The organism is Streptomyces sp. ISL-43 (assembly GCF_018614195.1).
Classification (GTDB): Bacteria; Actinomycetota; Actinomycetes; order Streptomycetales; family Streptomycetaceae; genus Streptomyces.
In genome coordinates, this window is sequence record NZ_JAGGOT010000062.1 from 112,957 (window position 1) to 137,070 (window position 24,114).

Consider the following 24,114-nt stretch of genomic DNA (forward strand, 5'->3'; position numbering starts at 1 on the left):
GCCGCCAACGATCACGGAACGCTGCGATCGTGAAGGTGTAGACCATAAGTTTTGAGACGTCCAGCGTTCAGTGTTCAAGCGTTCTTTGCGACGGGCCCTTCCCCGGTGAAGATCCGAACCACCAGGGAGCTCGTCCGTTGGCAGCAATCGCACGGTGGTGCATGCGGCACCGCCTCGTCGCCGTCATGCTCTGGCTCCTCGCGTTCGGCGGGACCGCCGCGGCCGCGATCGGCGCCGGAGCGGCGTTCTCCAACGACTACGAGGTCCCCGGCACCGAGTCGGGCAAGGCGCACGCCCTGCTCCGAGAGGGCTTCAACGGTCAGGGCGGTGACTCCGACACCATCGTGTGGCGGGCCCCGGACCATCAGAGCGCGCGGACACCCGCCGTCGAGGAACGCATGGCGCGGGCGCTCGACTCGATAGCCGAGCTGCCCGGCGTCGGATCGGTCGCCGGCCCCTACGGCGGCGAACCCGAGAGCGCCGCCCGGATCAGCGCCGACGCACGCACCGCCTACGCCGTGGTCACCTTCGACCAGCAGGCCGACTCGGTCCCCAAGTCCGTGGCGAAGGCCGTGGTCGACGCCGCGAAGAACCCGACGACCCAGGTCGACGGCCTCGAGGTCGAGCTCGGCGGCCGCGCCATCGGCCTCACCGAGGCCCCCAGCGCGCACCTCGCCGAGGTGATCGGCGTGGCCATCGCCGCCGCGGTCCTCTTCCTGGCCTTCGGCTCGCTGGCCGCGAGCCTGCTGCCCATCGCGACCGCACTGGTCAGCGTGGGCACCGCCTATTTCGGCATCACCCTCCTCGGGCACGCGATGCCGGTCGCCGACTTCGCCCCGATGCTGGGCACCCTCGTGGGCCTCGGCGTGGGCATCGACTACGCGCTGTTCATCGTGACCCGCCACCGCAAGGGGCTCCAGCGCGGCCTGCCGGTCGAAGAGGCGGCCGAGAACGCCGTCGCCACCACCGGCCGGGCCGTCGTCTTCGCGGGGGCCACCGTCTGCATCGCGCTGCTCGGCATGCTGGTGCTGCGGCTGAACTTCCTCAACGGCGTCGCGATAGCCGCCTCCCTCACCGTGGTCCTGACCGTCGCCGCCTCGGTGACCCTGCTGCCCGCCCTCCTCTCCTGCATCGGCACGCGTGCGCTCTCGCGCCGCGAGCGCCGCAGACTGGCCGTCGAGGGCCCGCGGGCCGAGTCGGTCACCGGCTTCGCCGCCCGCTGGTCCGCCTTCGTCGAGCGCCACCCGAAGCTGCTCGGCCTCCTCGCCACGGCGGTCATGGTGGTGCTGGCCCTGCCCACGCTCTCCCTCCACCTCGGCACCTCCGACCAGGGCAACAACCCGGCCACCTCCACCACCCGCAAGGCCTACGACCTGCTCGCGGACGGCTTCGGCCCGGGAACGAACGGCCCGCTGACCGTGGTCGCCCGCCTCGACGGCGCCGGCGACCGGGTGGCCGTGGACCGACTGGCCGAGTCGCTCCGCATGACCAGGGGCGTGGCCTCCGCCGGGCCGGCCGTTTTCAACCGGAGCGGCGACACGGCCGTGGTCACCGTCGTACCGGACTCCTCGCCGCAGTCCCGGGCCACGAGCGAGCTGGTCGACAGGCTGCGCGAGGAGGTCATCCCGCGCGCCGGGCACGGCAACTCCATGCGGGTCCACGTGGGCGGCGTGACCGCCGGCTACGACGACTTCGCCGCCGTCATCATCGGCAAACTGCCGCTCTTCGTCGGAGTGGTCATCGCGCTGGGCTGCGCACTCCTGCTGCTGGCCTTCCGCTCCATCGGCATCCCGGTCAAGGCGGCCGCCATGAACGTCGCCGCCGTCGCCTCCTCCTTCGGCGTCGTCGTCGCGATCTTCCAGTGGGGCTGGGGCAGCGAACCGATGGGCCTGGGAAGCGCCGGCCCCATCGAGCCCTTCCTGCCGGTGATCATGGTCTCGGTGCTCTTCGGGCTGTCCATGGACTACCAGGTCTTCCTCGTCAGCCGGATGTACGAGGAGTGGCTGGAGACCGGGGACAACAAGCGGGCCGTGCGCGTCGGCCTCGCCGAGACCAGCCGGGTGATCAACTCGGCGGCGGTCATCATGATCTCCGTCTTCCTGGCCTTCGTACTCAGCGGCGACCGGCTCATCGCCATGTTCGGCATCGCGCTGGCCGCGGCAGTCGCCCTCGACGCCTTCGTCCTGCGCACCCTCCTCGTCCCGGCCCTGATGCACATGCTCGGCGGCGCCAACTGGTGGCTGCCGGCCTGGCTGGACCGCAGGCTGCCCCGCATCAGCATCGAACCCCCTGAATGCCGGCCCCGTGCGACACTTCCGGCACAGCGGGCCGGCGCCCTCGACGCCACGAGCGAGGAGGGCACCGAGCCCGCCACAGCATCCCGGTGACGCGGCGAACCGCCGCCCGAACTCCAAGGACGAGCCCGCATGTTCTCGATAGACCTCGCCGAAGGCGCCCAGCTGTTCCCGCTGGAGATCCGGCACGCCGAGGAGCTCCTGGCACACATGGACCGCGGCCGTGAGCACATCGGCCGGTTCGTCGGACTGCCGGACGTCGTCGCGGACATCGAGGGGGCCCGGTCCTACCTGGCGGCCTACGCGCAGAAGGCGGCCACCGACACCGGGCGGCTCTACGGCATCAGGGTCGACGGCGTCCTCGTCGGCGGGGTCCTCTTCCGCACCTTCGACACCGGCAGCGGCACCTGTGAGGCCGGCTGCTGGCTGGAGCCCGCCGCGGTCGGCCGCGGCCTGGTGACCAAGGCCTGCCGGATCCTGATCGACTGGGCCTTCCGGGAGCGCGGCATGCACCGCGTCGAGTGGCACGTCGCCTCCGCCAACAAGAAGAGCATCGCCGCCGCCGAGCGCCTCGGCATGACCCGCGACGGCGTCATGCGGGAGAACGACCTCTACCGCGGCGCCCGCCAGGACACCGAGATCTGGTCGGTCCTCGCACACGAGTGGACCCCGGCCCAGCCCGCGTAACCGAGCCTGCAGCCCCTCCCGTTGCCCAGCCCGCCCCCGGTACCCCCGCGGACCCGGGGCCGGACGGCGCGGGCGGTCCCGCCGGATTCTCAGAAACCTCTCATACAAGCCGCCTACGGTGCCCCGCATGGACACCACCAAGACCCCCGCCCCGACCGCTCCCGAGGCGGACTCCCCGGCCGACCTGAAGAAGGCCGACACCACCGGCGAGACGACCGCCCCGGTCGCCGACGGCACCGCCGTCACCGGCCTCACCGACGAGGAGATCCTCGACGAGGAGCTCGACTCGGACCTCGACGACGAGCTCGATGCCACGGCCGACGCCGAGCGCGGCAACGGCGTCGGCGCCGCAGCCTCCGCGATCGTCGCCGCCGGTCTCGGCCTGGTCGCCCTCAGCGGCAGCTGGGTCTCCCGCGTCGTGGCCGAGCGATCGACCCTCATCGGGCAGATCGACTCGGCCAATTCCAACGCCACCTCCACCGAGGCGAAGATCGAGGCCCTGTACGGCAACGCCTGGCAGATGACCGCCCTGGTCAACGGTGTCCTGTCGACGATCGCGCTGCTCATCGCCGTCTTCGTGCTGGCCCTTCCGGCCTTCGGCGCCCCCGGCCGTACGCTCCCCACCTGGGTCCGTGCCGTTTCCTGGGCGGCCATGGCCATCGGCGCCCTCGGCGTGATCGTCTTCGGTGTCATGTACTTCCTCCCCCTCCCCAAGGCCGCCTAGGCACCCTGTAGGCCGCCTCCACCAGGTCTTTCACGCTCGCCCTGCTCTCGCCTAGGCACTGCCTTAGTCCACCTCGGGGACCCTTGCCCCCGGACTAAGGACCCCCGGTCCGCCCAGATGCGGCATGCTCCCGATGTGCCGGTACCCCCTGGGACGCGAATCTTGGATCACACCGAACGAGGTGCCCGAGAAACGCAACCAGGGAGTACGAGATGTTCGAGTACGAGATCGCCAACGCCCGCCGCAACGACCTCATCCGCGAGGCCGACGCGTACCGCCTGGTCCAGGAGGCGAAGAAGGCCCGCCGCGTCTTTTCCCGGTCCCAGGAATCCGAAGGGCCGGTGAGAAGCCTGCGGGGCAGCTTCACCCGCGCCGCGTAGCCCGCGCCGCGAACCGCGTGAATCGCCACGTGATGAGAAGCGCACCGATAACAAGTGCCGGTGAGCAGGACCCCTGTGCGATGCTCACCGGCGTGGAGACCAGATCTGTCAGCCCGGTGTTCGTCGGCCGAGCCGACGAACTGGCCGTACTCACCGACGCCCTGACCCGTGCCGCCGGCGGCCAGGAGCCGCAGGCACTGCTCATCGGCGGCGAGGCGGGGGTCGGGAAGACCCGCCTCACCGAGGAGTTCCTCTGCGAAGCAGACCGCCGCGGCGCGGTCGTCGCCGTCGGAGGCTGTGTGGAGATCGGGGCGGAGGGCCTTCCCTTCGCCCCGTTCTCGACTGCCTTGCGCACTCTGCACCGGCTGCTCCCCGCCGAACTGGCCGCGGCGGCCGCCGGCCAGGAAGACGAACTCGCCCGCATCCTCCCCGAACTCGGCGAGACCCCGCGCGGCCCGCACGACGAGGAGAGCACCGCCCGGCTCTTCGAGCTGACGGCCCGGATGCTGGAGCGGCTCGCCGCCGACCGCACCGTCGTCCTCGTCCTGGAAGACCTGCACTGGGCGGACACCTCCACCCGGCACCTGCTCTCCTACCTCTTCCGGGCCCTCGGCAGCGGCCGGCTCGTCGTGGTCGCCACCTACCGCGCCGACGACGTCCACCGCCGCCACCCGCTGCGCCCGCTCCTCGCCGAACTGGACCGGCTGCGCACCGTCCAGCGCATCGAGCTGGCCCGCTTCAACCGGGCCGAGGTACGCCGCCAGCTCGCCGGCATCCTCGCCTCGCAACCCGACGAGGACTTCGTCGAATCCGTCTTCGACCGCTCCGACGGCAACGCCTTCTTCGTCGAGGAACTCGTCGCCTCCCGTGCCAGCGGCTGCCCTACCGGCCTCACCGAATCCCTGCGCGACCTCCTCCTCGTGCGCGTCGAAGTCCTCCCGGACGCCTCGCAGCGCGTGGTGCGCATCGTCGCCGAGGGCGGCTCCACGGTGGAGTACGGCCTGCTGCGCGCCGTCACCGGGCTCACCGAGGACGAGCTGATCGAGGCCCTGCGTGCGGCGGTCGGCGCCAACATCCTCCTCGCCACCTCCGACGGGGACGGCTACCGCTTCCGCCACTCCCTGGTCCGTGAGGCCGTCTCCGACGACCTGCTGCCCGGCGAGCGCGCCCGGGTCAACCGCCGCTACGCCGAGGCGCTGGAGGCCGACGAATCGCTGGCCCGCGCCGAGGAGCGGATCATCCGGCTCGCCAACTACTGGTACTACGCCAACGACACCGTCAAGGCGCTGCCCGCCGTCCTCGCCGCCTCGGTGGCCGCCCGGCGCCGGCACGCCTACTCCGAGCAGCTGCGGCTGCTGGAGCGGGCCATGGAACTGTGGGAGGGCGTACCGCAGGAGGTGCGCGGCGAGCTGCGCCCGGCGGACTACACCGAGGTGTACCCGCCCTGCGGCTGCGACCCCGCGACCACCCCGCTGCAGCGCCTCGACCTGCTGGCCGAGGCCACCGTCGCGGCCCGCTTCGGCGGCGAACGCGAACGCGCCCTGAAGATCACCAAGCTCGCCCTGCGCTCCCTGGACGACGGCCACGACCCGTTGCGGGCCGCCTGGTTCTGGACCGAGCGCTCCCGGCTCGTCGCCAGTCTCGCCCGCGGCGACGGCTGGGAGGAGCTCGCCATGGCACAGGAGCTCGTCCGAGGGCTGCCCCCGTCCCAGGTGCACGCCGAGGTCCTGGTCCGGGCCGCGAGCTGGGGCATGCTCCACGATCCGGGCCCCGACAACCTCGCCGCCGCCGAACGCGCCGTGGAGTACGCGCGGATGGTCGGCGCCGAGGAAACGGAGCTCAACGCCCGGATCACCATCGGCACCCTGATCACCGACGCCGGGGAACCCGAGCGCGGCCTCGCCGAGATGTACGCGGTCAAGGACCGGGCAGCCGAACTGGGCCTCGGCACGCTGACAGGACGTGCTCATATCAACCTCACCTCTCAGTTGGAAAGCATGGGCCGGTCCCGCGAAGCCGTGGAACTGGCCGAACAAGGTGTCGCACTGGTCAAGAAGTCCCATCTGATGGACTCCGAGGCCTGGGTCCGCGGGAACCTGGCCGAGAGCCTGTACAGCCTCGGCCGCTGGGAGGAGGCCGCGAAGGAGGCCCGGCTCACCATGAGCCTCGTCAGCAGCGCCGCCCCGCGCGCCGCGGCCGCCGCGCGCCTCTCCTACCTGGCCCTGGCCCGCGGTGAGCTCGCCGAGGCCGCAGGCCAGCTCGCCGCCGCCCGAGCCCACTTCGGGGCCCACGACGGTCAGCCCCAGCACCGGATCCCGATGTTCCGCCTCGGGATCGGCGTGGCCGCGGGGGAGGGCCGGATAGCCGACGTCCGCACCCAGGTCACCGAGGCCATCGCCTACGGCTTCCCGCTCGGCCACCACCGCTACGCCTGGCCTCTGCTGCTCGCCGCCGCCACGGCCGAGGCCGACGCCCGGGGCCTGCCGGCCGCCGAAGCCGGCCGCGACGAGGCGCTGACGGTCCTGCGCACCGCCGCCCGGGCCCTGGCGACACCGGTCCCGGTGTGGGGCGCCCACTCCGAGTACCTCCGGGCCGAGCTGCTGCGCGCCGAGGGCCAGGACACCGTCGCCGACTGGACGGCCGTGGAGGAGGCCGTCAGCCCGCTGGAGCGCCCGTACCTGCTGGCCAGGGCCCGCCACCGGCTCGTGGAGGCCCTGCTCGTCTCCGGCGGCGACCGGGAGTCCGCGACCGGCCGCCTGCACGAGGCCTACACGACGGCGGAAGAGCTCGGAGCCCGCCGGCTCCGCGAGGACCTGGCCCTGCTCGCGCAGCGCGCCAGACTTCCGCTCACCCCCGTGGACACCCCCGAAGCTCCCGCGCCCGACGTCGACCCGATCGAGGCACTGGGCCTGACCAGCCGCGAACGGGACGTGCTGCGCCTGGTCGCGGCCGGGCACACCAACCGCCAGATCGCCGAGGAGCTCTTCATCTCCCCGAAGACGGCCAGCGTGCACGTCTCGAACATCCTGGCGAAGCTGGGCGTCTCGGGCCGCGGCGAGGCGGCCGCCCTGGCCCACCGGCTACGGCTCTTCGGGCCGGTCCCCGCGAAGGCTGCCCCCGCGCGTTAGGCCTCGGGCTGCTCCTTGGGGCGTATGAGCACCTTGCCGGAGTCCAGGTCTATCGGGCCCTTTCCCGGGTCGCCGTCATTCACGTCGATCCGGGAAAGCTCCAGCCGCTTCTTCTCGTCGTCCGCGTGCTTGCGTCCCGGGCTGAAGAGCTCCTCGATCATGTTGAACATCGTGCCCACCGTGCCTTTCGTCCCCCCGTCGGGGCCCGCCGGTCATCGCACCGTAAGTGTCAGGATCCTGTCGTCGCCCGATTCCGGCGACCCGCGCCCGTCCGTCTCGCTCGTGACCAGCAGCAGCTTGTCCGCGCCGAGGGCCACCACGGTCCGCAGGCGACCGTAATCACCCTTCAGGAAGGCCTCCGGCTCCGCCACCGGGTTTGCCCCGGCCAGCGGAATCCGCCAGAGCCGCTGCCCCTTCAGTCCGGCCATCCAGACCGAGCCCTGCGCCCAGGCGATCCCGCTCGGCGAGGCCTCGTCGGTCTTCCACACCGCCACCGGATCGCGCAGCCCCGGTTTCCCCGCCTTCCCCTCCGCCTCCGGCCAGCCGTAGTTCCCGCCGGGCTCGATCAGATTCAGCTCGTCCCACGTGTTCTGGCCGAACTCGGCGGCCCACAGCCGTTTGTCCTTGTCCCAGGCGAGCCCCTGCACATTGCGGTGCCCGTAGGAGTAGACGACGGAATCGGCCTCCGGATTGCCGTGCACCGGCTGCCCGTCCGGGGTCATCCGCAGGATCTTGCCGCCCAGCGACTTCTTGTCCTGGGCCAGCCCGGGATCCCCGCTCTCGCCCGTCCCGGCATAGAGCATCTTGTCCGGGCCGAAGGCGATCCGCCCGCCGTTGTGGATCAACCCCTTGGGGATCCCCCTCAACACCGTGTCGGGAGCGCCCAGTCGGTTTCCGACCGGTCTCTTGTCGTCATAGCGGAGCCGGGCGATGCGGTTGTCGGACTCGGTCGTGAAATACACGTACACCATGTGGTCCGAGGCGAAGGAGGGGGACAGGGCCAGGCCCAGCAGTCCGCCCTCGCCGCCCGGGGCCACCCCGGGCACTTCGCCGATCCGGGTCACCGCGCCCGTGCCCACATCGACCCGGCTGATCGTCCCCTTGTCGCGCGAGGCGACCAGCAGATTCCCGTCGGGCAGCGGAGCCACGCCCCACGGGGATTCCAGGCCCTTGGCGGCCTCGCCCGTCACCGTCACCCCGCCCTTGGCCGGCGGGCCGGACACGGAGGGGGAGGCGGACGGCCCGTCGGAGGCCGCCGGCGCCGACGCGGTGGAGGCCGCGCCCGGTGAGGCCCCGCCCGGCCGGGCCCCGGCGCCGCCCGGTGGCGAGCACCCGGCCGCCAGCAGCGCCCCGCATCCGGCCAGGGCGCAGGCCGCCAGCACTCCGCGCTTCCCGGCGCGCGGGCCGGCGTACCCCTGAATCCGTCCGTATCGCATCGCCTTGCTCCCCTCAGGTCCTCCGCTCGTGCCTTTCACATGACCCAACAGCCGCGACCGTTCCCGAAGTTCCACCACTCGTACACTCGATCGAGTGGTTGTGGAGACGGCTTAGTCCCAGGCTCCCACCGGGGCCGGCAGCTCCGACAGCTCCACCAGGTCCTCGGCGGTCAGCAGGACCTCCGCCGCCCGCGCGTTCTCCGCCGCCCAGCGCGCCTGCCCGGCCCCCGGCACCGGCACCACCTGCGGACCCTGCGCCAGCACCCACGCCAGCGCCGCCTGGGCCGCCGTGACCCCTGGCCCGTGCCGCCGCGCCACCCGCCGCAGCCCCGCCACCAGCACCTGGTTCGCCGCCATCGCGTACGCCGTGAACAGCGGATGCCGGGCCCGCACGTCCTGCGGCTCGAACCCCTCGCCCGGGGTCAGCGTCCCGGTCAGGAACCCGCTCCCCAGCGGCATCGCCGCCAGGAACCCCACCCCGCGCGCCGCGCACCACGGCAGCAGGTGCCGCGCCGCCTGCGGAGACCACACCGACAGCTCCGCCTGCACCGCGCTCACCGGGAACACCTGCTGCGCCCGCTCCAGGTGCCGTACGGTCGCCCCGTACGTCCGGTCCCCGCGCCGCCCCGCACCCGGCCCGGCCGCCGCGCCCAGCGCGCAGAAGCCGAGCGCCCGCACCTTCCCCGCGCCCACCAGCTCCGCCATCGCGCCCCACGTCTCCTCGACCGGCACCTCCGGGTCCACCCGGTGCAGCTGGTACAGGTCTATGACGTCGGTCCGCAGCCGCCGCAGCGAGGCGTCGCAGGCCCGCCGCAGGTATCCGGGCCGGCCGTCCGCCACCACGTGCCGCCCGTCCGCCCGCAGCCCCACCTTCGCGGAGACGAAGGCGTCCGGCCGGCGCTCCCGCAGCACCCGGCCCAGCAGCAGCTCATTGGTGTACGGGCCGTACAGATCGGCGGTGTCCAGCAGGTTCGCGCCCAGGTCCAGGGCCGTGTGCACCGTGTGCAGCGAGTCCTCGCGCCGCCTGCGCCCGGGCGCATACGCCCCGCTCATGGGCATGCACCCGAGTCCGACGGCGCCCACCGCCAGCGCCCCCGCCCCGATCGACCTGCGCTCCACCCGTGCTTCCCCCCTGGTCCTCCCGGTCCGGCACACAAACTAACGGCTCGATCCGGATCCCCTGGCATAGCCTCCTGATCATGACCGCAGAGATTCCCGACGTCTGGCTCCCCTTCCCCGCCGAGGAGATCGAGGGCCTGCCCGATTCCTTCCGGTACCGCCGATGGGACGGCGAGGAGGCCTTCCCGGCCGATCCGGCCGCCTGCGTCTTCTACGTCACGCCCTACATGAAGTCCCAGGCCGTCACCCTGCGCCCGCTGCCCGCGATGCCCCGCCTCCAGGTCGTGCAGACGCTGACCGCCGGCATCGACCACGTCCTGGCCGGCCTCGGCGACCTCCGCCCCGGTGTACGGCTGTGCAACGCCCGCGGCGTCCACGAGGCGAGCACCGCCGAACTGGCGCTCACCTTGACCTTGGCCTCCCTGCGCGGGATCCCCGGCATGGTGCGCGGCCAGGACCGCGAGGAGTGGCGTTCCGGGTTCTACGAGGCCCTCGCGGACAAGTCCGTACTGATCATCGGCTACGGGGCGATCGGTGCGGCCATCGAGGACCGGCTCGCGCCCTTCGAGTGCGAGCGGATCACCCGGGTCGCGCGGACGGCGCGCACCACGGCGCGCGGGCCGGTGCACGCCCTCGCCGAACTGCCCCGACTGCTGCCCCGGGCCGACGTGGTGATCCTGTCCACGCCGCTCACCGAAGAGACGCGGGGGCTGGCGGGCGCGGAGTTCCTCGGCCGCATGAGGGACGGGGCGCTGCTCGTGAACGTGGCCCGCGGCCCCGTCGTCGACACCAAGTCGCTGCTGGCGGAGGTGGAGTCGGGCCGGCTGCGCGCCGCGCTGGACGTCACCGATCCGGAACCACTGCCTTCCGGACATCCGCTCTGGCATGCTCCGGGTGTCCTGATCACGCCCCATGTGGGCGGCAGCAGCTCGGCGTTCGAGCCGCGGGCGAGGCGTTTGGTGGCCCGTCAGCTCCGGCGGTTCGCCGCCGGATCGCCCGTGGAGAACACGGTGTTGATCACGGAGTGACGCTTGGTGCGCACGCTCCGCAGTCGGACGGATGCGCTCGGTGGACACAACTCCCCGCATGGTGACGGAGCGTAGAGAAGCTATGTCCCTGAGTGACGAAAGTGGTGTATCGTCCGGAAGAAGGGGCTGCGGCGCGTTGGTCTGGCGCTGGGGAGTGATCGGACACTTTGGGGGGCGACGGGCGATGTACGGCCAATGGGTGAAGGATCCGGTGCGGCGAAGCCGCCGCAAACGACGATGGGTTACGCCGAAACCAGCCAGCGAGGGGGACCGGTGAGCGCCCCGGGGGCGGCGCTCCTGACCCGCCAGCCCCTCGCCGGCGGGGGCGGCAAGAGCCTGGCGATGCAGTTCCTCCTCGCGGTGGTCAGCAGCGGGTACGCCGTGGGCGCCGCCCTCGGCTGGGGCTCCGAGGACCTCGCCGAGATCATGGGCGACTTCGGACTCAGCGCCGCCGGACTGCTGGCCGCCGTCTCCTGCTTCACCTACGCGCGGGCCATCGACAGCCGTGAGCGCCCGGCCTGGCTGCTGTTCGCGTTCTCCTCGCTCATGGGCGGCTGCGGCAACGCCGTCTGGGGCTGGTACGAGGTGGTCCTCGGCGAGAGCGTGCCGAAGCCCTCCATCGCCGACTTCGCCTTCCTCTGCTTCGCACCGCCCGCCATCGTGGGCCTGCTCGTCCTCGCCAAACGCCCGGTCACCAGAGCCGGTTGGGTCTGCCTCGGGCTCGACTCCTGGCTCATCGGCGGCTCCCTGATCACCCTCTCCTGGAGCCTGGCCCTCGCGCACGCGGCGCGCACCGCCCAGTCGGGCGCCCCCGGGAGCGTCCCGCGCGCGGCGCTCTCGCTGGCCTACCCGCTCCTGGACATCGCGCTCGTCTCGATGGTCCTGGTGCTGCACTTCCGTCGCTCCGAGAGCAACCGCTCGGCCGTCAACACCGCCATCGCGGCCCTCGCCCTGACCGTACTCAGCGACGCGCTGTTCACCTCGCCGCTGCTCAGCGCCGAGTACCAGTCCGGCCAGCTCCTCGACGCCGGCTGGTTCGCGGGCTCGCTCCTCCTCGCGTACGCGCCCTGGGGCGCCCGCCGCATGCACCCGGGCCCCGACCCCGCCGCCCGCGCGCACGCGGAGCGGCCGCACAGCCGCCCCATCACCGGCTCCCTGCCCGCCCTGACCCCGTACCTCGCGGCCGCCGTCTGCACCCTCGGGATCCTCTACAACGTGGTGGACGGCCGGAAGGTCGACCGGGTCGTCGTCTTCACCGGCTGCACGGTCGTGCTCGCCCTCGTGATCCGCCAGGGCATCATGCTCCTCGACAACATCGCGCTGACCCAGGAACTGGCCCAGAAGGAGAACCATTTCCGCTCCCTGGTCCAGGGCTCCAGCGACGTCATCATGATCGCCGCGCCCACCGGAACCCTGCGCTACGTCAGCCCCGCCGCCGCCGGGGTCTACGGCCGCGAGGCGGAGGAGCTGGTCGGCACCGAGCTGGCCACCCTGATCCACCCCGACGACCTGGGCCGCGTCATCCACGAGGTACGCCGCTTCCTCGCCGCGCCGCCCACCGAGGAGCCGACCACCCGCATCGAGTGCCGGTTCAAGTCCGGCGGCGGGGAATGGCTCAATGTGGAGTCCACCGTCAACCGCCACCAGGGCGGGCTCATCCTCAACAGCCGCGACGTCACCGAGCGGGTCAGGCTCCAGGCGCAGCTCCAGCACAGCGCCGAGCACGATCCGCTCACCGACCTCCCCAACCGGGCCCTGTTCACCCGCCGGGTCCGCCAGGCCCTGACCGGCCGGCGGGCCGGCGACCACAGCACCGCCGTGCTCTTCATCGACCTCGACGGGTTCAAAGCGGTCAACGACACCATCGGCCACCAGGCGGGCGACGAGCTGCTCATCGAAGCCGCCCGCCGGCTCCAGGACTCGGTCCGGGCCGGGGACACCGCGGCCCGCCTCGGCGGCGACGAGTTCGCCGCGCTGATCCTGGGCGACGGCAGCCGCGACCGCGGCGCCCGCGAGTACCAGGTCCACGAGATCGCCGACCGGCTGCGCACCACCCTCGCCCAGCCGTACCGGATCGCGGGCAGCGAGGTCCGGGTGGCCGCCAGCATCGGCGTGGCCTTCGCCGACCCGGGCATCACCCCTTCGGACCTGATGCGCAACGCGGATCTCGCGATGTACCGGGCCAAGGCGGGAGGCAAGGACCGGGTCGAGATGTACGCGCCGCAGATGCAGGCCGAAGTCGTCCGCAAGGCGGAGCTGGCGGGGCGGCTGCGCACCGCGCTGCACGAGGGCGAGTTCGCGCTGCTGCACCAGCCCGTTGTCTCCCTGGCCACCGGCGAGATCTCGGCCGTGGCGGCACAGGCCCGGTGGCGCTCCGCCCAGGGGATCCTGTTCACGCCCGCCGAGTTCCTGCGGGTCGCCGAGTACAGCGACGGCGGGCACCACTCGGCCGTGCCGGACGCCTCGCGCACCGCCGAGCTGGGGCGCTGGCTGCTGGAGGAGGCCGTGGGGCAGGCCGCCGAGCGGCACCGCGCCGGGCACGACGTACCCGTGGCCGTACGGATGACCGCGCAGCGGCTGCTGGACCGGTCGATGCCGCTGGGCTCGGTGGAGGCCCTGCTGACGCGCAACGGGCTGCCGTCGGGGGCGCTCGTCCTGGAGCTCGCCGTCTCCGACCCCAGAGTGCCCTTCGACGACCTGGAGCGGCGTCTGGCGGCGCTGCGCCGGCTCGGGGTCCTGATCGCCCTGGACGGCTTCGGCAGCGGTTACGCGGCCATCAGCGCGCTGCGCCGGCTCCCCGTGGACATGCTCAAGCTCGACCGGGGCCTGGTCGAGGGCGTCGTCGAGTCCCCGCGACTCCACAAGATCACCGCAGGTTTGTTGCGGATCGCAAACGACCTCGGCATGCAGTCGGTGGCGGAGGGGGTGGACCTGCCCGAGCAGGTCCTGGCACTGCGCGCGATGGGCTGTACGCATGGACAGGGGATGGCCTTCTCCGGCCCTCTCGACGAGTACAGGCTGCGGCGGGCGCTCGTGCGAGGTACGTTCCCTGTACCGGGCGGCGCGGCCCAACCCGCATTGGCCGGTGGTTCCCCAGGGGGCTCGATGGCCATCCACAGAGGCTCACATAATGAGACGCCCGTCCCACCCGCTTGACATCACCCTCCCGCCGGAGGGAGGGTCAATGTCATGCGCACCCGAATTCTCGTACTTGGAAAGCGCGTCGGCTGAAGCTGGGACCTGCTTGTCCCCGCTCAACACACCCGACGCGCTCCCCTCGCTTGCCTCCCGGCACGAGGGGTTTTTTGTTGCACTGGCAACGTCGAATCTCGTAAAACCCTCCTCGTAAAACCCTCAGCTTCGAGAAGAGAATGCCGATGACCGAGCAGGCCACCGGGGCCCACCATCCGCAGCCGCGGGCCCGTACCGGCGGACACCAGTCCGCCGCAGTTGAGCACGTCACGGGTGCGCAGTCCCTCATCCGCTCTCTCGAAGAGGTGGGGTGCGACACCGTCTTCGGCATCCCGGGCGGCGCCATCCTCCCCGCGTACGACCCGATGATGGACTCCAAGAAGGTCCGTCACATCCTGGTCCGCCACGAGCAGGGGGCCGGCCACGCCGCCACCGGCTACGCGCAGGCCACGGGCAAGGTCGGCGTCTGTATGGCGACGTCCGGCCCGGGCGCCACCAACCTGGTCACCCCCATCGCCGACGCGCACATGGACTCCGTCCCGCTCGTCGCGATCACCGGCCAGGTCTCCTCCAAGGCGATCGGCACCGACGCCTTCCAGGAGGCGGACATCGTCGGCATCACGATGCCGATCACCAAGCACAACTTCCTGGTCACCAAGGCCGAGGACATCCCGCGGACGATCGCCGAGGCCTTCCACATCGCCTCGACCGGCCGCCCCGGCCCGGTCCTGGTCGACATCGCCAAGGACGCCCTGCAGGCGAAGACCACCTTCTCGTGGCCGCCCACCCAGGACCTCCCGGGCTACCGTCCGGTCACCAAGCCGCACGCCAAGCAGATCCGCGAGGCCGCCAAGCTCATCTGCCAGGCCAAGCGCCCGGTCCTGTACGTCGGCGGCGGCGTCATGAAGTCCGGCGCGACCGCCGAGCTGAAGGTCCTCGCCGAGCTGACAGGCGTCCCGGTGACCACCACCCTGATGGCGCTCGGCTCCTTCCCCGACAGCCACCCGCTGCACGTGGGCATGCCCGGCATGCACGGCGCGGTCACGGCCGTGACCGCCCTGCAGAAGTCGGACCTGCTGATCGCGCTCGGCACCCGCTTCGACGACCGCGTCACCGGCAAGCTGGACAGCTTCGCCCCGTTCGCCAAGATCATCCACGCGGACATCGACCCGGCCGAGATCGGCAAGAACCGCGCCGTCGACGTCCCGATCGTCGGTGACGCCCGCGAGGTCATCGCCGACCTGATCCAGGCGGTCCAGGCCGAGCACACCGAGGGCAACGCCGGCGACTACAGCGCCTGGTGGAAGGACCTCAGCCGCTGGCGCGACACGTACCCGCTGGGCTACGAGAAGCCCTCGGAGGACATGCTGTCGCCCCAGCAGGTCATCCAGCGCATCGGCCAGATGGCGCCCGAGCACACCATCTACGCGGCCGGCGTCGGCCAGCACCAGATGTGGGCCTCGCACTTCGTCAACTACGAAGAGCCCCGCACCTGGCTGAACTCCGGCGGCGCCGGAACCATGGGCTACGCGGTCCCGGCCGCGATGGGCGCCAAGGTCGGCATGCCGGACCGCACGGTCTGGGCGATCGACGGCGACGGCTGCTTCCAGATGACCAATCAGGAACTGGTCACCTGCGCGCTGAACAACATCCCGATCAAGGTCGCGATCATCAACAACGGCGCGCTGGGCATGGTCCGCCAGTGGCAGACCCTCTTCTACAACCAGCGCTACTCGAACACGGTGCTGCACGCGGACGAGACGGGCATCGACACCGTCGGCTCCCAGGTGGGCGAGTCCATCGCCCCCCGCAAGGGCACCCGCATCCCGGACTTCGTCAAGCTGTCCGAGGCCATGGGCTGCGTGGCCCTGCGCTGCGAGGACCCGGCCGACCTGGACCGGGTCATCGCCGAGGCCAACGCCATCAACGACCGTCCGGTGGTCGTCGACTTCATCGTCCACGAGGACGCCATGGTGTGGCCGATGGTCGCCGCCGGCACCTCGAACGACGAGGTCATGGCCGCGCGGGGCGTCCGTCCCGACTTCGGCGACAACGAAGACGACTGAGCCGAGAGCCTGAGAGAGAGAACGACTCACATGTCCAAGCACACGCTCTCCGTCCTGGTCGAGAACACGCCCGGCATCCTCGCCCGGATCGCCGCGCTGTTCTCCCGCCGAGGGTTCAACATCGACTCCCTCGCGGTCGGTGTCACCGAGCACCCCGACATCTCGCGCATCACCATCGTCGTGAACGTCGAGGACCTCCCGCTGGAGCAGGTGACCAAGCAGCTCAACAAGCTGGTCAACGTGCTCAAGATCGTCGAGCTGGAGCAGCACAACGCCATCGAGCGCGAGCTCGTTCTGGTGAAGGTCCGCGCCGACAACGAGACCCGCTCGCAGATCGTCGAGATCGTCCAGCTGTTCCGCGCCAAGACGGTCGACGTCTCTCCGGAGGCCGTCACCATCGAGGCCACCGGCGGCACCGACAAGCTGGGCGCGATGCTCAAGATGCTGGAGCCCTTCGGCATCAAGGAGCTCGTCCAGTCCGGCACGATCGCCATAGGGCGCGGCGGACGGTCCATCACGGACCGCAGCCTGCGCGCGCTCGACCGCAGCGCCTGAGCCGGTCGGGCCGGACACCGGCCCGACCGCTCCCCGCTCGCTCGCTCGTATGGCGAGACCGAGAACCACGTATTCCGTTCCCCGCCGTACGGTGGGAGCAACACCAGCGCACCAAGGAGATATCCCAGTGGCCGAGCTGTTCTACGAGAACGACGCCGACCTGTCCATCATCCAGGGCCGCAAGGTCGCGGTCATCGGTTACGGCAGCCAGGGCCACGCCCACGCGCTGTCGCTCCGTGACTCCGGCGTCGACGTCGTCGTCGGCCTGAAGGAGGGCTCCAAGTCCAAGGCCAAGGCCGAGGAGCAGGGTCTCAAGGTCCTCCCCGTCGCCGAGGCGGCGGCCTGGGCGAACGTCATCATGATCCTGACCCCGGACCCGCTCCAGGCCGAGATCTACGCCGAGTCCATCGAGCAGCACCTCGAAGAGGGCGACGCCCTCTTCTTCGGCCACGGCTTCAACGTCCGCTACGGCTTCATCACGCCCCCGGCCAACGTGGACGTCGCCCTGGTCGCCCCGAAGGGCCCGGGCCACCTGGTCCGCCGCCAGTACGAGGAAGGCCGCGGCGTGCCCTGCATCGCCGCCGTCGAGCAGGACTTCACCGGCTCCGCCTTCGCGCTCGCGCTCTCGTACGCGGCCGGCATCGGCGGCACGCGCGCCGGCGTCATCAAGACCACCTTCACCGAGGAGACCGAGACCGACCTGTTCGGTGAGCAGGCCGTCCTCTGCGGTGGCGCCTCCGCCCTGGTCAAGGCCGGTTTCGAGACCCTGACCGAGGCCGGCTACCAGCCGGAGATCGCGTACTTCGAGTGCCTGCACGAGCTGAAGCTCATCGTGGACCTCATGTACGAGGGCGGCCTGGAGAAGATGCGCTGGTCGGTCTCCGAGACCGCCGAGTGGGGCGACTACATCACCGGCCCCCGCATCATCACGGACGCCACCAAGGCCGAGATGAAGAAGGTCCTCGCGGAAATCCAGAACGGCGAGTTCGCCAACACCTGGATGGCCGAGTACAAGGCCGGCCTGCCGAAGTACAACTTGTACAAGAAGGCCGACGAGGCCCACCTGCTCGAGACCACCGGCAAGAAGCTGCGCAAGCTGATGAGCTGGGTCGACAACGACGAGAGCTGATCTCGTGCGCGACGGGGCCGGGACGGTGTGTCCCGGCCCCGCCGCACATCGGGGCGGCGACGCGGGCGGGCACGCGCTCCGCGGGCCTGGAAACGGCCCGCTTGTCCACCCCGGCCAATCACGGACGGGTGATCCTTCCGTACAGGCGGAATTCCACACCGGATCCGCCACTACACTGCTCAACACAACGCGTCAGGCCCACAGTGTCGTGCGTCTTCCACGCGGCTACCCCCTCCACCGCCTGCGGCCGTCGGGACGGCCGTCCGCACTGGACTTGTGAGGACCCACGTGAGCTCGAAACCTGTCGTACTCATCGCCGAAGAGCTGTCGCCCGCCACCGTGGACGCACTCGGCCCGGACTTCGAGATCCGGCACGTCAACGGAGCCGACCGCGCGGAGCTGCTCCCCGCGATCGTCGACGTCGACGCGATCCTGGTCCGCTCCGCGACCAAGGTCGACGCCGAGGCCATCGCCGCGGCCAAGAAGCTGAGGGTCGTCGCGCGCGCCGGCGTCGGTCTGGACAACGTCGACGTCTCCGCCGCCACCAAGGCCGGCGTGATGGTCGTCAACGCCCCGACCTCGAACATCGTGACCGCGGCCGAACTGGCCTGCGGCCTGCTCGTCGCCACCGCCCGCAACATCCCGCAGGCCAACACCGCCCTGAAGAACGGCGAGTGGAAGCGGAACAAGTACACGGGTGTCGAGCTCAGCGAGAAGACCCTGGGTGTCGTCGGCCTCGGCCGCATCGGCGTCCTGGTCGCCCAGCGCATGTCGGCCTTCGGCATGAAGATCGTCGCGTACGACCCCTACGTACAGCCCGCGCGCGCCGCCCAGATGGGCGTCAAGATGCTGACGCTGGACGAGCTCCTCGAGGTCGCCGACTTCATCACCGTGCACCTGCCCAAGACCCCCGAGACCCTCGGTCTCATCGGGGACGAGGCCCTGCACAAGGTGAAGCCGTCGGTCCGCATCGTCAACGCCGCCCGCGGCGGGATCGTGGACGAGGCCGCGCTGTACTCGGCCATCAAGGAGGGCCGCGTCGCCGGCGCCGGCCTCGACGTGTACGCGAAGGAGCCCTGCACGGACTCCCCGCTGTTCGAGCTCGACCAGGTCGTCTGCACCCCGCACCTCGGCGCGTCCACGGACGAGGCCCAGGAGAAGGCCGGTGTCTCGGTCGCCACGTCGGTGCGCCTCGCGCTCGCCGGCGAGCTCGTGCCGGACGCGGTCAACGTCCAGGGCGGCGTCATCGCCGAGGACGTCCGTCCGGGCCTGCCGCTCGCCGAGAAGCTCGGCCGCATCTTCACCGCCCTCGCGGGCGAGGTCGCGGTCCGCCTCGACGTCGAGGTCTGCGGCGAGATCACCCAGCACGACGTCAAGGTGCTGGAGCTCTCCGCGCTCAAGGGCGTCTTCGAGGACGTCGTCGACGAGACGGTCTCCTACGTCAACGCCCCGCTGTTCGCGCAGGAGCGCGGCGTCGAGGTCCGCCTGACCACCTCGTCGGAGTCCCCGGACCACCGCAACGTGGTGACCGTCCGCGGCACCCTGTCGGACGGTCAGGAGGTCTCGGTCTCCGGCACGCTCGTGGGTCCCAAGCACCTGCAGAAGATCGTCGGCGTCGGCGAGTACGACGTGGACCTGGCGCTCGCCGACCACATGGTCGTCCTGCGCTACGCCGACCGCCCGGGCGTGGTCGGCACCGTCGGCCGCATCCTCGGCGAGGCCGGCCTGAACATCGCGGGCATGCAGGTCGCCCGCGCCGAGGAGGGCGGCGAGGCGCTCGTCGTCCTCACGGTCGACGCCGAGGTCCCGGTGAACGTCCTCGCGGACATCTCCACCGAGATCGGCGCCGTCTCGGCCCGCACGGTCAGCCTCGGCTGACCATCCGGCAGCGGACGTACGCGAAGGGCCCGGGGGAAACCCCGGGCCCTTTCGTGTTCCCCGCCTTTCCCCGCCCGTTCGCGCCTTCCCGGGCCTTCTTACGTCGCTCAGCGCGCGAGGGCTTCGCCGGCCCCGGCCCGCTCCGCCGCGGCCGGAGCCTGGGCCGCGCGACCCCGGAGCAGGGCCGCGGCGAGCACCGCCGCCGCGAGCAGCAGGACCGTACCGCCCCAGGCCGCGTACTGCATTCCGTGGACGAAGGCCTCCCGGGCCAGGGCCAGGACCTGCCCGCCGGCTTCGCCGCCGACCTGCCGGGCGGTGGCCGCGGCCCCGCCCAGGGTCTCCCGTACGGCCGGGTCGGAGCCGGCCAGGTCGGAGCGGTAGACGGCGGTGCCGAGGCTGCCCAGGACGGCCATCCCGAGGGCGCCGCCGAACTCCTGGCCCGTCTCCAGCAGGGAGGCGGCCGAGCCGGCCTTCTCGGCGGGGGCGGCGCCCAGCGCCATGTCGGAGACCAGGGACATCACGGTGACGATGCCGGAGGCCAGGACGCCGGCGCCGGTCAGCAGCAGCCACAGCGAGTCCGTGCCGACCAGGCCGATCAGGGCGAAGCCGGCGGCGGCGAGGACGAAGCCGCCGGCGATGACGTAGGCCCGGTCGGTCTTCTGGGCCAGGGCCGCGCTGACGGGGGCGGCGGCGCCGATGACGACCGAGGGGGCGAGGCTCCAGAGGGCGGCTTCCAGGGTGCCCATGCCGAGCACCGACTGCAGGTACTCGGTGGTGAAGTAGGCCGAGCCCATCATGGCGAAGGCGGCGATGGTGTTCAGGCCGATGCCGGCGCCGAAGCCGCGGCCCCGGAAGAGGTCCCGGGAGACCATGGCGTCGTCCCGGGTGCGCTGACGGCGGACGAAGGCGTACCCGAAGGCCAGGCCGACGGCGAGGCAGCCGGCGCGGAACGGGGTGAAGCCCTCGGCGGCGATCTCCTTGAGGCCGTAGACCACCGGCAGAACGGCGGCCATGGACAGCGGCACGCTCAGCAGGTCGAAGCGGCCGGGGGCCGGGTCCTTGAACTCGGGGACCAGCACGGGGACCAGGACGAGCAGGAGCAGCATCGCGGGCACGTTGATCAGGAAGACGGAGCCCCAGTAGAAGTGGTTCAGCATCACGCCGCTCAGCACCGAGCCCAGCGCGATGCCGCCGGTCATGGCGCCGGACCAGATGGCGATGGCCTTGCCGCGCTGCTTGTCGTCCTGGAAGAGGTTGCGGATGAGGGCCAGCGTGGAGGGCATGAGGGTGGCGCCGCCGATGCCGAGCAGCACGCGGGCCGCGATGAGCATCTCGGCGCTGGTGGCGTAGCCGGCGCCGATCGAGGCGAGGCCGAAGGCGGTCGCGCCGATCAGCAGCAGCTTGCGGCGGCCGATCCGGTCGCCGAGCGAGCCCATCGTGACCAGTAGGCCGGCGAGGGCGAAGGCGTAGCTGTCGAAGATCCAGAGCTGCTGGGTGGCGCTCGGGTCCAGCTGCTCGGTGATGGCGGGGATGGCGAAGTAGAGGACGGAGACGTCCATCGAGACCAGGAGCAGGGGGAGCAGGAGAACGGTGAAGGCGATCCATTCCCGGCGACCGGCGAGACGTGCTGCGGGGTTCGTCATGAGCAGCAATGTACAAGCGTCATAAACGTCTGTCTAGTACGGCCGTATAGGACGATTGTGTGGAACGTTTGTCTTGGGCGGGCGCCGTGGCTACCGTGGGGGCATGGGACATCGCGAAGACTTGCTGGAAGGCGCCAAGAAGTGCCTGGTCGAGAAGGGTTTCGTGCGTACGACCGCGCGCGACATCGTCAAGGCCTCGGGTGCGAACCTGGCCTCGATCGGCTACCACTACGGTTCCAAGGACGCACTCCTGACCGAGGCGTTCATCGCCGTCATCCAGGAGTGGGGTGACCGGTTCACGGCCGGGGTGGCGGGGGAGGGCGGCTCGCTGGAGCGCTTCCGCTCGGTGTGGGACGGGGTGCACTCCGGGCGCGAGGATTCCGGCCCGATCTGGGCGGCCAGCATGGAGATCGCGCTGACCCGGGACGGGCTGCCGGAACTGCGGGCGATGCTCGCCGCCTCGCAGGGGGAGGGGCGCAAGGGGCTGGTCTCGATGTTCACCGGCGTGCCCGAGGAGGATCTGGCCGAGGAGGACCTGCGGACCACCGGCGCGTTCTACCAGGCCCTGCTGAACGGCTTCATGCTCCAGTGGCTCTTCGATCCCGCGTCGGCCGCGACGCCGGCGGAGCTGACCGAGGGGATGCGGCGGGCGGTGGAGGCGGTGGCGAAGGTGCCGGTCGACGCGCTCGCGGCGGAGCCGTCGCAGGGGGCGGCCGAAACCGGGGCCGAGACCGGGGCCGAGACCGAGACCGGGGCCGAGACCGGGGCCGAGACCGAGACCGGGGCCGAGACCGGGGCCGAGACCGAGACCGAGACCGGGGCCGGGGTCACGGGCTAAGCGGACCCGGAACCGCCGCCGCGACGCTTCCGCCCCCCGGATCGGCCTGACCGGAGGGGGAGTCGCGAGACGTGCGGTGACGGTGGTGACGGTGGTGACGGTGTTTCCTCGGGATGCTCGCGGCGGCCGGATGCGGGGGAGCGGGAGCGCCCCGGACGGTCGCCGCGCCCGAACTCCGGCCCCGCATGGCGCAGGTGGCGCGGGCCTGGGAGGACTCGGCGCAACTGAAGGAGTGGCGCGAGGGGTTCCACCTCGTGCAGGACCCCGTGCGGCTGCCGTCGGACGTTTTCCACGACGGCTACGACAAGACCGCCTACGCGGAGCGGAACTTCGCCCTGCGCGGCGAACTGCCCGAGCAGGGCGGCGGGTCCAGCCGGATCCGCCGGCGGGAGGGCGCCACCGTCGAGGACACGGCGCTGAGCGCGAGTGCGACGTACGCGATGCTCACGGGCGGGGCGCCCACTCGCGAGCGCCCGCTGACCGTGACGGGCGCCCGTTTCGGCGAACTGACCCTGAACACCGGTCGCGGACCGGCCCTGGTCCCGGTGTGGTTCTTCGAGCTGGAGGGGTACGGGGAGCCGCTCGCCCGGGTCGCCCTGGCGAACACCGGGCGGGCCGAGCCGCCGGTCGAACCGCTGGAACCCTCCGGGGAGGGTGTCACCGCGCTGACGGGCCACGGCGCCAGGGGCGGGCCCGAAGGCCCCGTCCCCCGCCCCCGGTCAGCCGTGCAGGCGGGCCGCCTTGAGTGCCATGTGGAGGAGCAGGCGGTCCTCGCCCTCGTCCAGGTCGAGGCCGGTCAGCTCCTCCACCCGGGCCAGGCGGTAGTACAGGGTCTGGCGGTGGATGCCCAGCGCGGCCGCCGCTCGGCCCGCCTGGCCGGCGCAGTCGAGGAACACCTCGGCGGTACGGGCCAGTTCGGGGTGGGCGGGGCCGAGCAGGGCGCGGGTCGCCGGGTCGTCGAGAGCCTCCTCGGCGACGGCCGCCAGCATCCGGTACGGCCCGATCGCGGACCACTGCGCGACCGTCCCGAGCCGCGGCCCGGCAGCGGCGGCCCGGGCGGCGGAGGCCGCCTGCCGCCAGGCCGCGGGGAGCCCCGAGAGGGCCCGCACGGGGTCGGACACCCCGGCGGTCATCCCGCCGGGGACGGTCGGTGCCGGGCGGGCCGCCTGGGCGCCCGGGGTGGTGCCGGGCGTCCCGCCCGCCTCGGGCATGCCGGAGCCGCGGGGCATCAGCCGGGAGAGCGCCGTCAGGGCCGGGGCCAGCGGGTCCGTACCGCGCAGCCGGATCAGGACCGCCAGCGACTGGCGTCCCGGGCCGGCCGGGCCGTCCTCGCCCCGCGCGCCGGGCTCCTCCTCGCCGGCTCCCCGCCAGGGGACCACGCACACCGCCGCCGCTCCCGGGACCGAGGCCGGGGCCTCGCCGGGCCACGGGCTCACGCAGACGGCCGTGTGCGGTCCGTCGGCTCCCGGACCGAGCGCCACCCGTAGCGCGGCCACCGCCATGTCCTGCTGCCAGCCCCGTCCGGCGGTGAGCACGGCGCGGAACTCCCGAGACAGGTCGGCGCCCGCCCTGGCCTCCTCCGCGAGGAGCAGCCCGATCCGCTGGGCCACCTCCATGGCCTCGGCCAGCGCCTCGGCGTCGGGGCCGGGGTCCTGGTCGAGGAGCCACACGTAGCCCTGGACGATCCCGCGGTAGCGCACCGGCAGGCAGATCCGGCCCCGGAAGACCCCGGCGTCCGGGGCGGCGGGGATCCGTACGGGTCCCGTGGCGCGGGCGATGCCGAAGCCCTCGAACCAGGAGCGGACGGCCGCCGTCGACTGGCGGGTGAGGATCGAGCGGGTCCGTACCGGGTCCAGAACCAGTTCGCTGCCGTCGCTGTCGCTGTCGTGCGCGCCGAAGGCGATGAGGCGGAAGTCGCGGTTCTCCAGCGTCGCCGGAGCGCCGAGCAGCGCCGAGATCTCGTCCACCAGGTCCTGGTAATCGCCCTTCACCCGCACATTCTCCCACCCCCGAACCC

The 24,114-nt window shown here is 72.0% G+C and carries 18 protein-coding genes; 12 read left to right on the forward strand and 6 right to left on the reverse strand.

Annotated elements, in window-relative coordinates; genetic code table 11:
• Window positions 1-137 precede the first annotated feature (137 nt).
• The 5 genes from J7F03_RS32350 (at window position 138) to J7F03_RS42130 (ending at window position 7,213) form a co-directional block, all read left to right on the forward strand.
• Window positions 138-2,387 carry an MMPL family transporter gene (locus J7F03_RS32350; RefSeq protein WP_214955837.1) on the forward strand — a complete coding sequence of 750 codons (2,250 nt, stop codon included), beginning with the start codon at window positions 138-140 and terminating at the stop codon, window positions 2,385-2,387.
• A gap of 39 nt (window positions 2,388-2,426) precedes the next feature.
• Window positions 2,427-2,981 carry a GNAT family N-acetyltransferase gene (locus J7F03_RS32355; protein WP_214955839.1) on the forward strand — a complete coding sequence of 185 codons (555 nt, stop codon included), beginning with the start codon at window positions 2,427-2,429 and terminating at the stop codon, window positions 2,979-2,981.
• Window positions 2,982-3,108: 127 nt separating this feature from the next.
• The gene (locus tag J7F03_RS32360; protein WP_214955841.1) at window positions 3,109-3,705 is read left to right on the forward strand and encodes a hypothetical protein; all 597 of its coding nucleotides are present in this window, start codon (window positions 3,109-3,111) and stop codon (window positions 3,703-3,705) included.
• A 212-nt stretch (window positions 3,706-3,917) separates the two neighbouring features.
• Window positions 3,918-4,085, forward strand: coding sequence for a hypothetical protein (locus J7F03_RS32365; RefSeq protein ID WP_214955843.1), 168 nt, complete (start codon window positions 3,918-3,920; stop codon window positions 4,083-4,085).
• An 80-nt stretch (window positions 4,086-4,165) separates the two neighbouring features.
• A complete protein-coding gene (locus tag J7F03_RS42130; protein WP_214955844.1) occupies window positions 4,166-7,213 on the forward strand; it encodes a helix-turn-helix transcriptional regulator in 3,048 nt (1,015 codons plus the stop codon).
• Here J7F03_RS42130 and J7F03_RS32375 read toward each other — a convergent pair.
• The 3 genes from J7F03_RS32375 to J7F03_RS32385 all read right to left on the reverse strand — a co-directional run bounded on the left by J7F03_RS32375 (window position 7,210) and on the right by J7F03_RS32385 (window position 9,768).
• A complete protein-coding gene (locus J7F03_RS32375) occupies window positions 7,210-7,383 on the reverse strand; it encodes a DUF6191 domain-containing protein (RefSeq protein WP_214955845.1) in 174 nt (57 codons plus the stop codon). The genes J7F03_RS42130 and J7F03_RS32375 overlap by 4 nt on opposite strands.
• Window positions 7,384-7,425: 42 nt before the next feature.
• The gene (locus tag J7F03_RS32380; RefSeq protein WP_214955846.1) at window positions 7,426-8,649 is read right to left on the reverse strand and encodes a sorbosone dehydrogenase family protein; all 1,224 of its coding nucleotides are present in this window, start codon (window positions 8,647-8,649) and stop codon (window positions 7,426-7,428) included.
• 111 nt (window positions 8,650-8,760) lie between these two features.
• Window positions 8,761-9,768, reverse strand: a complete 1,008-nt coding sequence (locus tag J7F03_RS32385; protein ID WP_214955847.1) for an aldo/keto reductase — start codon at window positions 9,766-9,768, stop codon at window positions 8,761-8,763.
• An 80-nt stretch (window positions 9,769-9,848) separates the two neighbouring features.
• Between J7F03_RS32385 and J7F03_RS32390 the strand changes: the two genes are divergently transcribed.
• The 6 genes from J7F03_RS32390 to serA all read left to right on the forward strand — a co-directional run bounded on the left by J7F03_RS32390 (window position 9,849) and on the right by serA (window position 19,616).
• Window positions 9,849-10,796: a 2-hydroxyacid dehydrogenase gene (locus J7F03_RS32390; RefSeq protein WP_214955848.1), complete on the forward strand. Its 948-nt coding sequence runs from the start codon at window positions 9,849-9,851 to the stop codon at window positions 10,794-10,796.
• Window positions 10,797-11,069: 273 nt separating this feature from the next.
• Window positions 11,070-13,952, forward strand: a complete 2,883-nt coding sequence (locus J7F03_RS32395) for a putative bifunctional diguanylate cyclase/phosphodiesterase (protein WP_374104420.1) — start codon at window positions 11,070-11,072, stop codon at window positions 13,950-13,952.
• Window positions 13,953-14,167: 215 nt separating this feature from the next.
• Complete coding sequence (locus J7F03_RS32400) at window positions 14,168-16,054, forward strand: acetolactate synthase large subunit (RefSeq protein ID WP_214955850.1); 1,887 nt, start codon at window positions 14,168-14,170, stop codon at window positions 16,052-16,054.
• A 30-nt stretch (window positions 16,055-16,084) separates the two neighbouring features.
• A complete protein-coding gene (ilvN, locus tag J7F03_RS32405) occupies window positions 16,085-16,609 on the forward strand; it encodes an acetolactate synthase small subunit (protein WP_053677671.1) in 525 nt (174 codons plus the stop codon).
• Window positions 16,610-16,736: 127 nt separating this feature from the next.
• Window positions 16,737-17,738, forward strand: a complete 1,002-nt coding sequence (gene ilvC / locus J7F03_RS32410) for a ketol-acid reductoisomerase (protein ID WP_214955852.1) — start codon at window positions 16,737-16,739, stop codon at window positions 17,736-17,738.
• A 288-nt stretch (window positions 17,739-18,026) separates the two neighbouring features.
• Window positions 18,027-19,616 carry a phosphoglycerate dehydrogenase gene (gene serA / locus J7F03_RS32415; RefSeq protein WP_214955854.1) on the forward strand — a complete coding sequence of 530 codons (1,590 nt, stop codon included), beginning with the start codon at window positions 18,027-18,029 and terminating at the stop codon, window positions 19,614-19,616.
• Between the two features lie 107 nt (window positions 19,617-19,723).
• On the opposite strand, the gene J7F03_RS32420 is transcribed toward serA, so the two are convergent.
• On the reverse strand, window positions 19,724-21,259 hold the full coding sequence (locus tag J7F03_RS32420) for an MFS transporter (protein ID WP_214955856.1): 1,536 nt from the start codon (window positions 21,257-21,259) through the stop codon (window positions 19,724-19,726).
• 103 nt (window positions 21,260-21,362) lie between these two features.
• Here J7F03_RS32420 and J7F03_RS32425 point away from each other — a divergent pair, with 103 nt between their 5' ends.
• On the forward strand, window positions 21,363-22,097 hold the full coding sequence (locus J7F03_RS32425; protein WP_214955857.1) for a TetR/AcrR family transcriptional regulator: 735 nt from the start codon (window positions 21,363-21,365) through the stop codon (window positions 22,095-22,097).
• Window positions 22,098-22,410: 313 nt separating this feature from the next.
• On the opposite strand, the gene J7F03_RS42135 is transcribed toward J7F03_RS32425, so the two are convergent.
• Together J7F03_RS42135 and J7F03_RS32430 are read right to left on the reverse strand one after the other, a co-directional pair.
• Window positions 22,411-22,545, reverse strand: a complete 135-nt coding sequence (locus tag J7F03_RS42135) for a hypothetical protein (protein ID WP_285440526.1) — start codon at window positions 22,543-22,545, stop codon at window positions 22,411-22,413.
• Between the two features lie 271 nt (window positions 22,546-22,816).
• Window positions 22,817-24,088, reverse strand: a complete 1,272-nt coding sequence (locus J7F03_RS32430) for a CdaR family transcriptional regulator (RefSeq protein WP_214955859.1) — start codon at window positions 24,086-24,088, stop codon at window positions 22,817-22,819.
• Window positions 24,089-24,114 lie beyond the last annotated feature (26 nt).

Bases quoted from the DNA above. Each gene is read 5' to 3' on its own strand.
- J7F03_RS32390 (WP_214955848.1), top strand. From the start codon at position 9,849: ATGACCGCAGAGATTCCCGACGTCTGGCTCCCCTTCCCCGCCGAGGAG.
- J7F03_RS32355 (WP_214955839.1), top strand. From the start codon at position 2,427: ATGTTCTCGATAGACCTCGCCGAAGGCGCCCAGCTGTTCCCGCTGGAG.
- J7F03_RS32425 (WP_214955857.1), top strand. From the start codon at position 21,363: ATGGGACATCGCGAAGACTTGCTGGAAGGCGCCAAGAAGTGCCTGGTC.
- J7F03_RS32380 (WP_214955846.1), bottom strand. From the start codon at position 8,649: ATGCGATACGGACGGATTCAGGGGTACGCCGGCCCGCGCGCCGGGAAG.
- J7F03_RS32420 (WP_214955856.1), bottom strand. From the start codon at position 21,259: ATGACGAACCCCGCAGCACGTCTCGCCGGTCGCCGGGAATGGATCGCC.
- J7F03_RS42130 (WP_214955844.1), top strand. From the start codon at position 4,166: ATGCTCACCGGCGTGGAGACCAGATCTGTCAGCCCGGTGTTCGTCGGC.
- J7F03_RS32375 (WP_214955845.1), bottom strand. From the start codon at position 7,383: ATGTTCAACATGATCGAGGAGCTCTTCAGCCCGGGACGCAAGCACGCG.
- ilvN (WP_053677671.1), top strand. From the start codon at position 16,085: ATGTCCAAGCACACGCTCTCCGTCCTGGTCGAGAACACGCCCGGCATC.
- J7F03_RS32400 (WP_214955850.1), top strand. From the start codon at position 14,168: ATGCCGATGACCGAGCAGGCCACCGGGGCCCACCATCCGCAGCCGCGG.
- J7F03_RS32365 (WP_214955843.1), top strand. From the start codon at position 3,918: ATGTTCGAGTACGAGATCGCCAACGCCCGCCGCAACGACCTCATCCGC.
- J7F03_RS32360 (WP_214955841.1), top strand. From the start codon at position 3,109: ATGGACACCACCAAGACCCCCGCCCCGACCGCTCCCGAGGCGGACTCC.